The 14,743-nt window shown below is 43.3% G+C and carries 11 protein-coding genes; 10 read left to right on the top strand and 1 reads right to left on the bottom strand.

Features of this window, described 5'->3' with window-relative positions:
* Positions 1-317: 317 nt before the first annotated feature.
* The 10 genes from OCV99_RS14860 to OCV99_RS14815 all read left to right on the top strand — a co-directional run bounded on the left by OCV99_RS14860 (position 318) and on the right by OCV99_RS14815 (position 13,309).
* Entirely contained in the window at positions 318-1,598 is a 1,281-nt protein-coding gene (locus tag OCV99_RS14860) for an ABC transporter substrate-binding protein (protein WP_158371623.1), read from the top strand.
* Positions 1,595-2,440, top strand: a complete 846-nt coding sequence (locus tag OCV99_RS14855) for a response regulator transcription factor (RefSeq protein ID WP_158371621.1) — start codon at positions 1,595-1,597, stop codon at positions 2,438-2,440. Before OCV99_RS14860 ends, OCV99_RS14855 begins: the two co-directional genes overlap by 4 nt.
* Before the next feature lie 140 nt (positions 2,441-2,580).
* Positions 2,581-4,194 carry a sensor histidine kinase gene (locus tag OCV99_RS14850; RefSeq protein ID WP_227191744.1) on the top strand — a complete coding sequence of 538 codons (1,614 nt, stop codon included), beginning with the start codon at positions 2,581-2,583 and terminating at the stop codon, positions 4,192-4,194.
* Positions 4,195-4,287: 93 nt separating this feature from the next.
* A complete protein-coding gene (locus OCV99_RS14845; RefSeq protein ID WP_158371617.1) occupies positions 4,288-8,427 on the top strand; it encodes a glycoside hydrolase family 2 TIM barrel-domain containing protein in 4,140 nt (1,379 codons plus the stop codon).
* 175 nt (positions 8,428-8,602) lie between these two features.
* Entirely contained in the window at positions 8,603-9,190 is a 588-nt protein-coding gene (locus tag OCV99_RS14840) for a 50S ribosomal protein L25 (RefSeq protein ID WP_158371615.1), read from the top strand.
* A gap of 139 nt (positions 9,191-9,329) precedes the next feature.
* Entirely contained in the window at positions 9,330-9,866 is a 537-nt protein-coding gene (locus tag OCV99_RS14835; protein ID WP_158371613.1) for a methylated-DNA--[protein]-cysteine S-methyltransferase, read from the top strand.
* Between the two features lie 5 nt (positions 9,867-9,871).
* A complete protein-coding gene (locus OCV99_RS14830; RefSeq protein WP_158371611.1) occupies positions 9,872-10,549 on the top strand; it encodes a response regulator transcription factor in 678 nt (225 codons plus the stop codon).
* Between the two features lie 83 nt (positions 10,550-10,632).
* On the top strand, positions 10,633-11,547 hold the full coding sequence (locus OCV99_RS14825; protein ID WP_158371609.1) for an ABC transporter ATP-binding protein: 915 nt from the start codon (positions 10,633-10,635) through the stop codon (positions 11,545-11,547).
* On the top strand, positions 11,540-12,400 hold the full coding sequence (locus tag OCV99_RS14820) for an ABC-2 family transporter permease (protein ID WP_158371607.1): 861 nt from the start codon (positions 11,540-11,542) through the stop codon (positions 12,398-12,400). Before OCV99_RS14825 ends, OCV99_RS14820 begins: the two co-directional genes overlap by 8 nt.
* A gap of 12 nt (positions 12,401-12,412) precedes the next feature.
* Entirely contained in the window at positions 12,413-13,309 is an 897-nt protein-coding gene (locus OCV99_RS14815; RefSeq protein ID WP_158371605.1) for a sensor histidine kinase, read from the top strand.
* Positions 13,310-13,333: 24 nt separating this feature from the next.
* On the opposite strand, the gene OCV99_RS14810 is transcribed toward OCV99_RS14815, so the two are convergent.
* Positions 13,334-14,707: an MATE family efflux transporter gene (locus OCV99_RS14810; protein ID WP_158371603.1), complete on the bottom strand. Its 1,374-nt coding sequence runs from the start codon at positions 14,705-14,707 to the stop codon at positions 13,334-13,336.
* Positions 14,708-14,743 lie beyond the last annotated feature (36 nt).

Here is a 14,743-nt window from a genome sequence, read left to right as displayed (position 1 = left end):
CTCTTTTTATTGCAGATTTCCCTAAAAATCAAGGTTTTTATTAGATTTTAGTACAAAAAAACAGGTAGTTTTTGACACTACCACGAAATCATTGAAGGAAAAGAAAATGAAGACGGTACCTGGCGCCTGGATCCGCAGGGTAATACGAGCCGCGCAGAATGTGCAATTATTATTATGAGATTTTTAGAGAAATATAAATAGAAAGACTGAAGGAAAAGAGCATGTTTACACGCATGCTTTTTTCTGTTTATTCTAGTCTGTAAGAAATTGGTGTGTTATACTTAAAAAAGATATATTATGGGAAAAGAGAAAATGAAATGAAGAGAAAAATATGGATTGGGTTGGCGGGCATCCTGTGTGCGGGATTGCTTGCAGGCTGCGGAAAAGAAGGAGAAAATTCCGGAAGCAAAGATGCAGGAGAAGAGGAAAAGAAGGTATTAACTGTATTGCTGAATGGAACGGCTTCAGATGCTTTTGTTGACGATTATCAGGAAATTATAGATAGATTTAATGAAGAAAATAATTATGATGTAACGATTGAACCTGAATTTGTCGGCAATGCGGAGTATAAAGCAAGGCTTGCAACTATGATGGCGACAGATACCCAGCCGGATATTATTTATACATGGGAGTTGGGGTATCTGGAGAATTTTGTAAATGCCGGGAAAATTGTAAGCCTTCAGGAATATCTGGATGCCGACCCGGATTGGAAGAAAAGCTTTCAGGCAGGAACACTTGAGCTGGAGACTTATGGAGGGGAAGCGTATGGGATACCGACAGCCCGCTGTATTGCCGTTATGTATTATAATAAGGAGATTTTTGAGAAATATTCGCTGGAAGTCCCTGAGACGTATGAGGAATACTGTCAGGTCTGTGAAACATTGCTTGCCAATGGCGTCACGCCGGTTGCTATGGCGGCGGCTGCCGATGATGCGTGGATGGTATCCCAGTATATCCAGCAGTTGAGTAATGGAATCGCCGGGGTGGAATTGTATGAAGGAATTAAAAACGGGACGCGCGGATGGAACGATGAAGGCATGGAAGAGGCCGCAAAACTTTTTCAGGAAGAGGCCGCAAAGGGATATTTTGCGGATGGATTCGCGGAACTCAGTTCAGGTGGAGCGAAGTGGCTTTTTCAAGAAGAGAAGGCAGCGATGTATTTTAATGGTTCCTGGGATGCTTCTAATCTTGATAATCCAAATATCGGCTGTTTTATACTGCCAGCTGTGAAGGAAGAATACCAGAATATAGTAGTAGGGGCTCTCGATAATTCTTATGCGGTTACATCCAATTGTGAAGATGTAGAGGCGGCAGTTGCTTTTTTGAAGTTCTGGTCAAATGAGGAAAATGCTTCGATGCTTTTATATGAATGCGGACGGATTCCCGCTACTGATATTCGGATGGACGAAGGCAGGCTTTCTTCCTTGTGTCAGGATGTGCTTGCCTGTTTTGAACAACAGAAGGTATTGACTCCATGGTTTGACCGCGTAGATGCCGGCAGCGGAAATCGTTTTAATCAAAGCTGCGTAGAAATTGGGCAGGGGAAAGATGTGAAAACGGTACTGGATGCTTTGCAGAAGGAGGATGTAAGAGAATGAGATTATTAATAGCAGATGACGAAAGCGTAATTCGTAAAGGGCTGCTCAGCCTGGATTGGAAGTCCATTGGGATAGAAGAGGTGCTTTCAGCCAGTAATGGGGCGGAAGCTAAGAGAATTCTTTTATCTCAGCCGGTTGATATTGGTATCTTCGATATTCGTATGCCGGGAATGACGGGGATTGAACTGGCACAGATGCACAAAAAGTATTCTCTTGATATGGCAATTGTGATTTTGTCAGGCTTTTCGGAATTTGAATATGCCCGTGAGGCAATCCGCAGCGGCGTATATGAATATTTATTGAAACCGGTAAGCCCAAGAGAAATCCTGCAGACCATTGCAGAAGTAAAGAACAGACTGGAACAGGAACGCTATCAGAAGCAGCTTGTAAGAGAACACGAGAGAAGTGAAGGAACCTTTGATACCGTGACACAGGTGCGGAATCGTTTTCCAAGGGTGTCGAAGGTTGTTATGGAAATGCTTACGGATATGGCGCAAGAATTTGCAGAGCCCATTACTCTGAATGAATTATCCGAAAAGTATTATTTTACAACCAGCTATGTATCGAAGAAGATAAAGCAGGAGACGGGCTATTCTTTTGTGAATATCCTAAACGCTATCCGTTTGATGAACGCGGCAAAACTTCTTCAGGAAGGCGAAAGAATCAATATTGTATGTGAAAAATCAGGATTTCGCGATCAGAGGTATTTTTCCCAGGTGTTTAAAAAGGCATTCGGATGCAGCCCATCTGAGTATAAAAAGGCAGACCAGAAGCTTTCCGATATTCGCTTTCCAGTTATATTAGAAAATGCAGCAGGCGGGCAGGTGGGGTTGTCTCTATGAAATGGAAGAAGCAATCCGGCAGTATTTCGGCAAAATTATTTTATATATATATGGTGTTGTTCCTGGTGACTGGCATTGTACTTTTTTCCTCTTTTTTTCTCAGGTTTGATCATATATACAGACAGCAGGCGGATTCACATATGGCAGATATTACGGATATGTCTGCTGAGAATATTCGTAATATGGAGGAACAGATTGATCAGTTTTCTGTGTCGGTTCTGACAGACCGGGTGGTGCAGGAAAACCTGAAAATAATCAATGAAAAAAATGCTGTCCCAGATGCCGTGTCCGAGGAAGGGAGTATTTTTAATTACGAGACGGAAATCTCCCAGCAGGTCCGAGGAAATGTTTTTAATATGGAGGGCATCATTTCCTTCCGAATCTACCCCAGAGAAGGAGGCGAAATTTTTGTCGGAACAACCAACCGTGAGTATCTGGAGTATTCTATGACAGAGGAGGCGATTTATGAGGCAAATGGAGCTTCATTATGGGGGATGGCGGGAGAAGAGCATTGTATTTGTATGGGGCGGGCAATTTTAAATCTGGAGAACATGGAACCGCTGGGATACATGGTGATTATCTGTAAAAATGGATATCTGGGCAATCAGCTGTCAGCAGTTTCGGACACTTATTCAGGGAAGATTTATCTTGTCAACGATAAAAACGCAATTGTGACATCTAATGAAGAGAATGTTCTAGGAAAAACCTTTCCGTACGACCTGCGTGAACTCTTGAGAGAGGCTCCGCAAACAATTAAGGATCCTGTTTCCGGGGAAAAAAGCTATTATTATATAGAAGATGCAATGGAGAACGGTTGGGCCTTGGTTACAACTGTCAGCAGCAGTCAGTTTTGGAACAGTATTCTTACGGTTGCCTGGCAGATGGCGCTGATGTTGTGTATCGTGCTGGTGGTGTCATTGATTCTGATTGTGGTAGCAATACAGAAACTTTTGAAACCTGTGGGTGAACTGCTGGAGAGCATGTCTCAGTTTGGAGCCGGGAAACTGGATTCCCGTGTGGAGGTGCAGACAGAGGATGAGATTGGACAGATTGGAGAAGCATACAATCACATGGCTGATAGTATCCAGAAGCTTATGGAGCAGGTATATCTGCTGGAATTGGAGAATAAGGAGGCAGAGATTAGTTTCCTGAAAATGCAGATTAATCCTCATTTCCTTTATAATAGCCTGGATACGATAAGCTGGCTGGGATTTGCTGCCGGAAATGAAAAAATATCAGAGATTTCTGTGGCTTTGGCAAAGATACTCCGCGCCAGCATCAAACGTGCGGACATGGTTACGATTGAGGAAGAGATGCAGATTGTAAAGAACTATCTGTTTATCCAGGAAAGCCGTTTCGAAGATAAAATCAGGGTTGTATACCAGGTGGATGAAGAGACGAGAGGCTTTTATATGCCAGGCTTTTTACTGCAGCCTCTTGTGGAGAATAGTATCATACACGGGATGGAACAGGAGATTAAAGGGAGCTGCCTTACCATTTCGATTTCCCGGGAAGGAGAATGGGTGTACTTCCAGGTTAGTGATGACGGCAAGGGAATGGAGAAAGAACAGTTGGAGTTGTTAAAGCAGCAGTGTCAGGGAGAGCAGGGAGAAAAAGGGATTGGCCTGAAAAATGTATACCGGCGGCTTCAGCTTTTATATGGAGAGTCCTGTGAATTTCAGATTATTAGCGAGCCGGGGCAGGGAACCAGCATTTCCTTCCGTATTCCTGTCATAAAGAAACAAGAAAGATGACAAAAAAACAAACAAAACCATCCCAAAAACCATCTTAAAACTTTTGCGGAAATTTTATAGAATGTAGAAGTATGAGAAAGGAGGAGAGAAATTATGAAACAAAGAAGATGGCTGGCTCTGCTGCTTGGCATATTGATGGCAGTGACTTGTATTCCTGTAAGCGGAATGCAGAAAGTAAGTGCGGCAGAAGCCTCCGGGAGAGAAGTGCTGAACTTTGATACGAACTGGCTGTACAGTAGTGTCGACTATTCAAACGGAGAGAGTGTGAATCTGGACGACTCCGGATTTGAACAGGTTTCCGTTCCCCACGCTAACACCATTTTACAGGGACATAAGGGAAATGATTTTCAGAAAGAGATTGACTCTTACCGTTTTGTTTCCTGGTATCGGAGACATTTTACACTTTCCGAGGAGTATGCGGGAAGAAATATTATGGTGGAGTTTGAAGGGGTAGCGACCGTTGCGGAAGTTTATCTGAACGGACAGCTTCTTGCAGAGCATGATGGGGCATATACCGGCTTTACCGTTGATATTTCTGATGCGGTATATACAGACGGGAAGGATAATGTGCTGGCGGTTCGTGTGGATTCGCAGAAACAGACGCAGATTCCGCCGGAAGGAGGCAATGTGGATTACTGTCTGTTTGGCGGAATTGTCAGAGATGTCCATATGACAATTACCGAACCGGTTTATGTAGAACGGACATTTGTGACAACACCGGGACTGGAAGACGGCAGCGGTGTTGTGAATACCCAGGTAGATATTTCCAATAAGCTGGCGCAAGACAAGACTTATACGATTGAAACTACAGTGAAGGATAAAGAGGATAAGACTGTAGCAACGGCACCTGTGAAGGAAGAGCTGGCTGCAGGAAAAGAGACGACCGTGACAGTTGAGACGGATAAAATTGCGAATCCCCATCTCTGGGATGTAGATGATCCATATCTGTACACTTTAGTAACTACTGTGAAAGACGGCGATGCGGTCATTGATACCTATGATACTGTTTTTGGTATGCGTTATTTTGAGTTTAAGGAAGAGACGGATAACAGAAGCTTCTATCTGAACGGAGAGAAGCTGGAGATTGTGGGAATTAACCGTCATGAACAGTGGCCATGGATTGGACGGGCAGTGCCGGACAAATTGCAGGAACAGGATGCCGATCTGATTAAGGCAAATGGAATCAATGCGGTGCGCTGTTCGCATTATCCGCAGGATCCGGCCTTTATGAACCGTTGTGATGAGATAGGGCTTCTTGTATTTACTGAACCGCCGGGATGGCAGCATGTGGGAGACTCTGAGTGGAAGGAGAATTTCAAGACGAATTTGCGGGAACTGATTTTGCGTGACCGGAATCACCCTTCCGTTATCAGCTGGGGCGTGGTGCCGAATGAATCAGAGGCACAGACTGCTGATGTCCAGGAATTCAATCAGGAATGTCAGGCAATTGCGAAAGAGCTGGATCCTACACGGCCTACCCATGGCGTGCGCTGGGAATACTTTTTCGATAATCATGTAAAGAATGGAAAGCTGGAGGATATTGCTACAGACCTTCTGACGGTGAATTATCGTTATCCCGGAATGAACAACAACAGAGATGAGAATCTTTTGTCAACATTCAGCAAGTCCTATCTGGTAACAGAGCATTCCAATGAGTGCTGGTTTAACGGCGGCGGGGTTGCGGGAACTTCTGATGCCCTGGCACAGCAGTTTGTAGATTCTTTCATGAAATACGTAGATTACTTTTATGCAAATGATACGGTAGCCGGTGGCTTTGGCTGGAGCATGTTTGACTATAATAATGAAGTAAATTATACCAGAACAGGGCACGTATTCTACAGTGGATTATATGATATTTTCCGTCATGAAAAGCCGGTTGCATGGGCGTACCGTACGCAGCAGGATGCAGAGGAAGTCGGACCGATGGTCTATATTGCGAACAACTGGACGAAGGATACGACTTCAACCGTCTATGTATTCAGCAATTGTGATGAAGTAGAATTGTTTGTAAATGGCGTTTCCAAAGGAAGAATTACGCCGAATAAATACACGAATCTGCCGCATCCGATTTATGAATTTAAAAATGTTTCCTATGAAGAGGGAGAGATTAAGGCAGTTGGTTATATTGACGGCGAAGCAGTGGAAGAACAGGTAAAGAAGACACCGGGTGAAGCTGTCAGATTGGTTGCAAAGGCAGATTACAGTACATTGACGGCAGACGGAACGGATATGACGAGTGTGACAGTGACAGCGTTGGACGCAGAAGGAAATGAAGTCCCGTTTGCAGATAATGTGGTAAATGTGGTACAAAAGTCAGGAACAGAGACTACTTTGATTTCTGAAAAAGACGTAAAGCTGGAAGGCGGAAAGATTGCATTCCTGGTGCAGTCCGTATATGGAAAGACCGGAACGGCAGAATTTGAAGTGGTTTCCGATGGCCTGGAATCTGCTGCGTGCAGTGTAGAAATCAAGGCATTTGAAGCAGATAACCTGGTTCCTGCTTCCACAGGTTCCGGATATGAGCAGCCGGAACTTCCGTCGCAGTACAATATTAACGACAGCATGGCAGGCAGCGGATTGTATCAGTTTAATTTCCAGGGAACCGGCTGGGAATATGGAACAGAGTCAACTGCATATAAGGGAGATAACCACTGGACGAATGTGGCAGGAGATACCTGCGAAATCCGTTTTGAAGGACCGAACATCCAGTATTACGGAGCAAAGGCTCCGGCGCACGGAATTGCGGCATTTTCCATTGATGGCGGCGAAGAAGTGCTGGTAGATTGTTATTCAGCTTCCAGACAGGGTTCTGTGCTGCTCTTTGATTCAGGACTTCTGAAGGACGACGGGGAACATGTGCTGAAGGTACGTGTAACCGGAGAGAAGAATGCAAGTGCTTCCGGATATTATGTGAATGCTGACCGGGTAGTGATTGATTTTGATTATACGGCGCCTAAAAAGGTAGTAAATGATTCAGATATGGGAACCGGCGAATTCCAAATCAATTATGCAAGCAGAGAGTGGGATACTACATTGACGGAAGGATGCTATCAGGGAGATGAAAAATGGTCTGATGTGCAGGATGAATATCTGACCTTTGCTTTTACAGGCACTTCTGTGAAGTACTATGCTTCTGTGGCGGCTCATCACGGTATCGGGGCATTTTCCATTGACGATGGCGAAGAGACGATGGTAGATTTTTACAGCGCTTCCAGAGCGAATCAGGTTCTCCTTTACGATTCGGGAAATCTGGAAAACGGTAAACATGTGTTAAAGGTGCGTGTAACCGGAACCAAACCGATTACGGTAGATAAGATTGAAGTTTACGAGAAAATTCCGGCGGACAAGACATCTTTGATGGAAGCTATTAAAAATGCAGTTCCGACATCCGACAAGGATAAATATACGGAAGAAAGCTGGAGCGCATATGAAAAAGCACTTGAGGCAGCAGTCGAAGTAAATGGCCGGGAGGATGCAACGCAGAAAGAAGTGAACAGAGTGTTGCAAGTACTGACAGAGGCACAGTCTGCCTTGGAAGAGAAACCTGTTACTCCGCCGGATCCAACACCAGATCCAACACCAGATCCAACACCAGATCCAACACCAGATCCAACACCAGATCCAACACCAGATCCAACACCAGATCTTGAACCGGATGTTAAAGAACGGGTAAAAGACATATTCGATGATGTAAGGGAAGGCGACTGGTTTGAGGATGCGGTACAGTATGTCTATGATAATAGGATTATGACCGGCCTTACAGGCACACATTTTGGACCGAATGATACGCTGGCGCGCGCCCAGTTTGCAACGACACTTTATAGAATAAACGGTACACCGGCAGTAGAGTACAAAAATGTCTTTCCGGATGTTCTGAAGACGGACTGGTTTGCAAATGCAGTCTTATGGGCGGCGGATACAGGCGTTGTAAAGGGGTACGATGACACCAAATTGTTCGGACCTTCTGATAGAATTAACCGTGAACAGATGGCAGTTATGATGTACCGTTATGCAAATTACAAAGAGTATGACACCAGTATAAAAGCAGATTTCAGCAAGTTCCAGGATGCGTCAGCAGTCAGTGAATTTGCAAAAGAAGCAATGCGGTGGGCTGTAGGCAACGGTATTATCGTCGGAAAATATAACGAAACGCAGATTGACCCGCAGGGAAATGCAAACCGTGCAGAATGCGCTACAATTATTCAGCGTTTTATGAAGTTGTATGATAATTAGATTTTTTATGAAAAGATACTTAAATTTCCCGTAAAAAAGATGCAAGTTTGTGCAGTATTTTCTTGTTTGCGGTGTTATAATACATATGTAACAAAAAAGGAAATACTTAACTGGACCTGCTGTATAAGAGATGGAACAGGCCCGCTAAGCATTCAGTTTTAGGAGGAAAAGATAAATGAATACTTTAAAAGCTGAAAAAAGAAACTTGGAAACGAAAGCAAAAAGACTTAGACGGGAAGGATTTGTTACAGGAAATTTATTTGGAAAGAAAATTGAAAAATCTATACCGCTGAAATTGGACAAAAAAGAAGTTGATAAACTTCTGAAAGAGCACGGCAAAGGCAGTCAGATTATGCTGGATGTAGAAGGTGAAAAGTATGATGTATTACTTAAGGATATCCAGTTTAATGCGCTGAAGGGCCAGGTAGATGAAATTGATTTTCAGGCTCTGGTCAAGGGTGAAAAGGTACATTCTGTTGCCGAGGTTGTCCTTCTGCATCATGACAAAGTGACGACAGGCGTTTTACAACAGTTATTGCATGAGATTGAGTACAAGGCAGCTCCTGACGCATTGGTTGAAAAAGTAGAAGTCGATGTAAGCAATATGCGTGTGGGTGATACGATTTTTGTGAAGGATCTGGCAATTGCTTCTGACAAAGATGTTGATTTACACACAGATTTGGAGACTGTAGTAGCCACTGTGTATGAGGTTCACAATGCGTCTGCAGAAGAACCGGAAGAGAGTGCCGATGCAGCAGAATAATACAGGCAGATAGAGAAATAAAAAGAAGAAGCCATGGCTTTCGTAAAAGGGAGCCATGGCTTTTGTATGTTGATAATATTTTTTCGCGGGCGTATAATTGAGACATGCGGCAGTAGAAAACAGGAATTGAGGGACGGATATGTATTATCAGGAAGTGTATGATTCCCCTGTGGGAAAAATGATCATGGTAAGCGACGGAGAACATTTGAACGGATTATGGATAGAAGGACAGAGTGGATTTACAGATGCTGTGAAGGAAGGAATGCAGCCAAAGGAGGAGCTTTCGGTTTTTATTATGACGAAGGAGTGGCTGGATCGCTATTTTGCGGGGGATAAGCCGAAGATTTCCGAACTTCCGCTGCAGCTTTCCGGCACAGAATTCAGGAAGGAAGTCTGGAAACTGCTCTGTGAGATTCCTTATGGAGAAACAACTACTTATGGAGAAATTGCAAAGAAAATGGCAAAAAAGCGGAATAAGGCGAAGATGTCTGCACAGGCAGTCGGAAACGCAGTGGGGCACAACCCTGTATCAATCATTGTTCCCTGCCATCGTGTGATCGGTTCAGATGGCGGCATGACAGGATACGGTGGAGGGATTGCGAAGAAGGTGTGGCTTCTGAATCATGAAGGGGTGTCAGTGGAAGAGAAGCGTTGTGTCGGGATGAAAAGGAGATGATGAAAATGAGAAAGATACTGGTGATAGAAGATGACACGGACATCAATCATGTGATAGCGAGGGCTTTGCAAAAGTCCGGATATAGCTGTACGCAGGCTTTTTCCGGTACGGAAGGACTGTTGTATATGGAAAGGGAAGCATTTGCGCTGGTAATTCTTGATTTGATGCTTCCTGGGATGAACGGAGAAATGCTGCTGCCTAAAATCAAAGAAAAACAGCAGATTCCTGTTATAATTGTTTCTGCAAAAGACAGCCTGGACAGCAAAGTAAATCTTCTGACGCTGGGGGCGGAAGATTATATGACGAAACCTTTTGAAATCCAGGAGCTGGTTGCAAGAGTCGGCGTACAAATCCGGCGTTTTTCCGATAAGGAAGGGCAGCCGAAACAGATGCTCCGCTATAAAGATCTGGTTCTGGATCAAGATTCTTTTTCTGCCTTTGTGAACGAGACGGAAATTGTTCTTACAAAACAGGAATTTAAAATACTGGAACTTTTGCTTACGTACCCGAATAGGGTATATTCAAAACAGGATATTTATGATTATGCATGGGACGGTATTTATATAGGAGAGGATAAGACGATAAATGTGCATATTAGCAATATCCGCAAAAAGCTGAAAGCGGTGAGCCCGGAAGAATATATTGAGACGGTGTGGGGGATTGGATTCCGGCTGGCAAAATAACTTTAACTTTTCTTTAACTTTACTTTGCGTTTCATTAGTAGCTTCCTTATAAACTAAGAGCATAAAGTAAAGGAGGTTATGAAATGGAGTACTTACTTACTACAAATGGACTGACAAAACAGTATGGCAGGCATAAAGCGGTTAACGCAGTGAATCTTCATATCCGTCAGGGGGACATCTATGGTCTGATAGGACGCAACGGTGCAGGCAAGACAACCATTTTGAAAATGCTCAGCGGACTTGCTGCGCCTACGGAGGGAGAGTTTTCATTATTTGGCAAAACAGGCAGGGATTCATATGAATATATGTCCCGTGTAGGAACGCTCATTGAAGAACCGGGGATTTATCCGAATATGTCTGCGGCAGAAAATCTCAGGCTGAAATGTCTGGCAGTGGGTGTACGGAAGAAAGGAACAGTTGATGAGCTTCTGAGAACAGTCGGACTCGCAGATGTCGGCAAAAAGAAGGTGAAGAAATTTTCCCTGGGCATGAAGCAGCGGCTGGGCATTGCGCTGGCGTTGGCTGGTAATCCGGATTTGGTTATTCTGGATGAACCGATTAATGGTTTGGATCCGCAGGGGATTGCGGAAATAAGAGAAACACTTTTGAGACTCAATAAGGAGAAAAATATTACCTTTATTATTTCCAGTCATATTCTGGAAGAGTTATCAAAGATTGCATCAAATTACGGCATGATTCATGACGGCGTGCTACTGCAGGAAATGACTCGTGAGGAACTGCTTTCAAAATGCAGTGAGCGTATTGAACTGAAAACAAATGATACCCGGAAAGCTTGTACGGTATTGGAAGGTATGGGGATTGAAAAATACAAGGTTGTTGATGCTGATACCATTCAAATTTTCGAGCGGCTGAATGATGGTGGTGATATTACCATGGCACTTGCCGGGAATGGAGTGAAGACAATGGGAATCACTGTAAAGAATGAAGCACTTGAAGATTATTATCTGAACTTAACGGGAGGTACTGCAAATGTTTAATTTATTAAAAATGGAAATACACCGTCTCATACATTCGATGTTTGCGTGGGTAATTCTTCTTTTTACTGTTGCTGCTGCAATCTTCAGTATTGTGATGACAAATCTTGATATTCAGGCATCAAAGGAGGAACCGCCGGTGGGGCTTGTGATTGAGGAACAAACGGATGAATCGCAGACAGGGCTGGAGGCCGGCATTTATGTAACAGGAAATGAGGAATGGGCAGATGGAAAAATTGAGCTTGGAGATTTAATCAGTGTAGAAATGCAAAGTGGGCTTATGGCAATCTTGTGCGTAATATTTGCCGCATTGTTTGCAAATGCTGATCAAAAGAATGGGTTTATCAAAAATATTGCAGGGCAGTTTCCGTGGCGGGGAAAGTTGATTTTGTCAAAGTTTATAGCAATTGCTGCCTGGATTTTTGTTTTGATGGCTGTTTTCTCTGTGGTAATTGTAACCGCAGGTCTGCTTTTTTGGAGTGATAAAGTATATCTGGCGTCTATGTTTCCTTTGGTGAAGCTTTTAAGCGTTCAATATTTGCTCCACTTAGGGCTTGCTGCGCTGACGATGTTTTTTACCGTACTTACGCGGAGTACAGCGTTCAGTATGGCCGCCGGTATTATGATATGTTCAGGCTTGACTGCCATCCCGTATTCCGGTGTAAATCAATTGATTTCGAATGTGAAGCCGCACTGGAATTTTGATATAAACAATTATGTGATGGAGAGCAATATAAGGATGATTGACGTGGCTTCCGCCCAGGAGGTCCTGGTGCGCGCTGCTGTTGTGGGAATAGTATTTGTCATCTTTTCTATTGTATTGGCGATGGTAACGATGAAGAAAAGAGATATTTGATAGGAGTCTGTTATGGCTGTATGGACGATAATTGCTGCAGTCGCAGCAATTGTTACAATTTTGATATTTATGGCTTATCGGCGACAGGTCAGAAAGACCTGCCGCCAGTTGGCGTTTCTGAAAGAGCACCAGACAAACCTTCGTCTTACCACGGACTTCCCGTTTAAGGAGTTAGGTGATTTGGCTGATGGTATCAACGATATTCTGGATTTATCCTCTGAAGTACAGAAGGCTTCCAGACAGAGTGAAGAAAGCCTGAAAGAAACGATCACAAATTTATCGCATGATATCCGAACACCATTGACTTCTATGGATGGTTATTTTCAGCTGCTTGCCCAGAGTAATTCTGAAGAAGAGCGGCAGCATTATATTGCTGTCATTCAAAGCCGTATAGCCAGTCTTAAGGATATGCTGGAGGAGCTTTTTACTTATACAAAACTTCAGAATGAAATCTATGAGCTGAAGATGGAGCCATTAGATTTTGGAAAATGTGTGTATAGTACAGTGTTTTCTTTTTATGATGAATTTCAGAAAAAAGGCATTGAACCCAGGATTGATTTTTGCGAAGGTTATTTATTGATGAATGGAAATTATGAGGCAGTTCGCAGGACGCTCCAGAACATTATTAAAAATGCTCTGGAACATGGATACACCCGGATTGAACTAGAACTGCTGAAGCAGGATGGAAACATTGTTTTTCGGTGTTTCAATGATGTCCAATACCCGGGTGAGATTGATATCGGCCAAATTTTTACCCGGTTTTATAAAGCAGATTCCGCCAGAACCCATGCATCTACAGGTCTTGGCCTCTCAATTGCAAAGGGGCTGACCGAGAGGATGAATGGCTCGATATCTGCAAAATTAGAGGGCTCTTTGTTTTCCATTGAAATTCAATTCATAGCAATATGATTTTTCCGTGTCATAATACATTTTTCATTCCGTGATAAGAGTATTTTCAGGCGAAACATCCGCCATTTGGTAAAGCTGCCGTTTTTCCCGAATGACGAGAACAACGGAAAGTATCAGCGCCAATGCGTCGCTGACAGGCTGCGCTGCAAAAATGCCGTTAATATCCCAAAACATTGGGAAAAGATAGATGAACGGTATTAAGAATAGAATTTGCCTTAAAAATGTAATTATGATTGAGGGGATTGGCTTTGCAATAGACTGAAAGAACGTCGTTACAAGCATTACAAATCCCAGGATCGGTGTAATACAAAAGTTTGTTCGCAGTCCGGTAACGCCAATTTCCAGCATTTTTTCAGAAGCGCCGAAAGTTAACAGGATTGCTTCCGGAAACAACATAACAATGAGCCAGATTATACAGGTAATACCAACTGAGAGGGCAGAGGCCTGATATAAGACCGCCATAACTCTTTTATAATTCCCTGCGCCGAAGTTATTGCCGACAATCGGTTGAATTCCCTGGCTGATACCGCTTGCAGGCATGATTACGAAAGTCATAATACTTGCAACCACAGCATACACGCTGATAGCGGTATCTCCGCCATATTTACCCAATTGACTGTTATAGACAAGACTGATTAGTCCCATAGCCATTTGTGCAATCCAAAAGGCAAAACCACAGGAAATAATTTTTTTGGAAAGTCCCCAATCAAAAGAAAAGGTTTCTTTTTTGATTCCTGCTTTTGTGTAACCTTTCAAAACAAGGAAGGCACCAAATAGAGCGGAAAGAATTTGCCCTATTACCGTTGCCCAGGCCGCTCCTGTAACGCCCCAGCCTAAAACGGCTACGAACACTGCGTCAAGGATAATATTTGTTATGGCACCGATGCTTGTGACACACATACCAAGAACAGGCCTTCCGGAAACACGTACATAATCACAAAAAACCTGTGTAAGTCCCTGAAACAGACAGCCTAGTGTAACAATTCGATAATATGCGAGCGCATACTCGTATGCCGTTTCTGTTACTCCGAATATTTTGAGGATAGGATTTGAAAAAATAAGCAAAAATACAGACAGAAAAACCTCAAAAACAACAACTAATAGCAACGCATTTCCAAAGGAACGGTTCATATTTTTCTGTTCGCCTTTTCCTGCAAATAAGCTGAACAGAGAAGAACCGCCGGCACTGCAGGTAAGCCCGAAAGCCATCATCATGTAGGAAAGAGGAAAGCAGATTGATAATCCGGCCAATGCGGAGGTGCCGTTAAAATTCCCCACAAAAATTCGGTCAACGATGTTATAGATTGCTGTAATCAAAAGCGAAATAGCTGCCGGAATAGAATACTTTAAAATCATAGGAAATAATTTTCCCGTTGAAAAATCATTTGTTTCATTCATTTGGTGTACCTCTCTTTCATTCTTTGTAAGTTAGTT

It is taken from the genome of Dorea acetigenes (assembly GCF_025567385.1).
Classification (GTDB): Bacteria; Bacillota; Clostridia; order Lachnospirales; family Lachnospiraceae; genus Claveliimonas; species Claveliimonas acetigenes.
Note: the sequence above shows the minus strand (reverse complement) of the source record. Positions and strands in the feature narration are given on the sequence as shown.

Coding starts and splice junctions, on each gene's coding strand:
- OCV99_RS14860 (WP_158371623.1), top strand. CDS start 318: ATGAAGAGAAAAATATGGATTGGGTTGGCGGGCATCCTGTGTGCGGGA.
- OCV99_RS14855 (WP_158371621.1), top strand. CDS start 1,595: ATGAGATTATTAATAGCAGATGACGAAAGCGTAATTCGTAAAGGGCTG.
- OCV99_RS14850 (WP_227191744.1), top strand. CDS start 2,581: ATGGCAGATATTACGGATATGTCTGCTGAGAATATTCGTAATATGGAG.
- OCV99_RS14845 (WP_158371617.1), top strand. CDS start 4,288: ATGAAACAAAGAAGATGGCTGGCTCTGCTGCTTGGCATATTGATGGCA.
- OCV99_RS14840 (WP_158371615.1), top strand. CDS start 8,603: ATGAATACTTTAAAAGCTGAAAAAAGAAACTTGGAAACGAAAGCAAAA.
- OCV99_RS14835 (WP_158371613.1), top strand. CDS start 9,330: ATGTATTATCAGGAAGTGTATGATTCCCCTGTGGGAAAAATGATCATG.
- OCV99_RS14830 (WP_158371611.1), top strand. CDS start 9,872: ATGAGAAAGATACTGGTGATAGAAGATGACACGGACATCAATCATGTG.
- OCV99_RS14825 (WP_158371609.1), top strand. CDS start 10,633: ATGGAGTACTTACTTACTACAAATGGACTGACAAAACAGTATGGCAGG.
- OCV99_RS14820 (WP_158371607.1), top strand. CDS start 11,540: ATGTTTAATTTATTAAAAATGGAAATACACCGTCTCATACATTCGATG.
- OCV99_RS14815 (WP_158371605.1), top strand. CDS start 12,413: ATGGCTGTATGGACGATAATTGCTGCAGTCGCAGCAATTGTTACAATT.
- OCV99_RS14810 (WP_158371603.1), bottom strand. CDS start 14,707: ATGAATGAAACAAATGATTTTTCAACGGGAAAATTATTTCCTATGATT.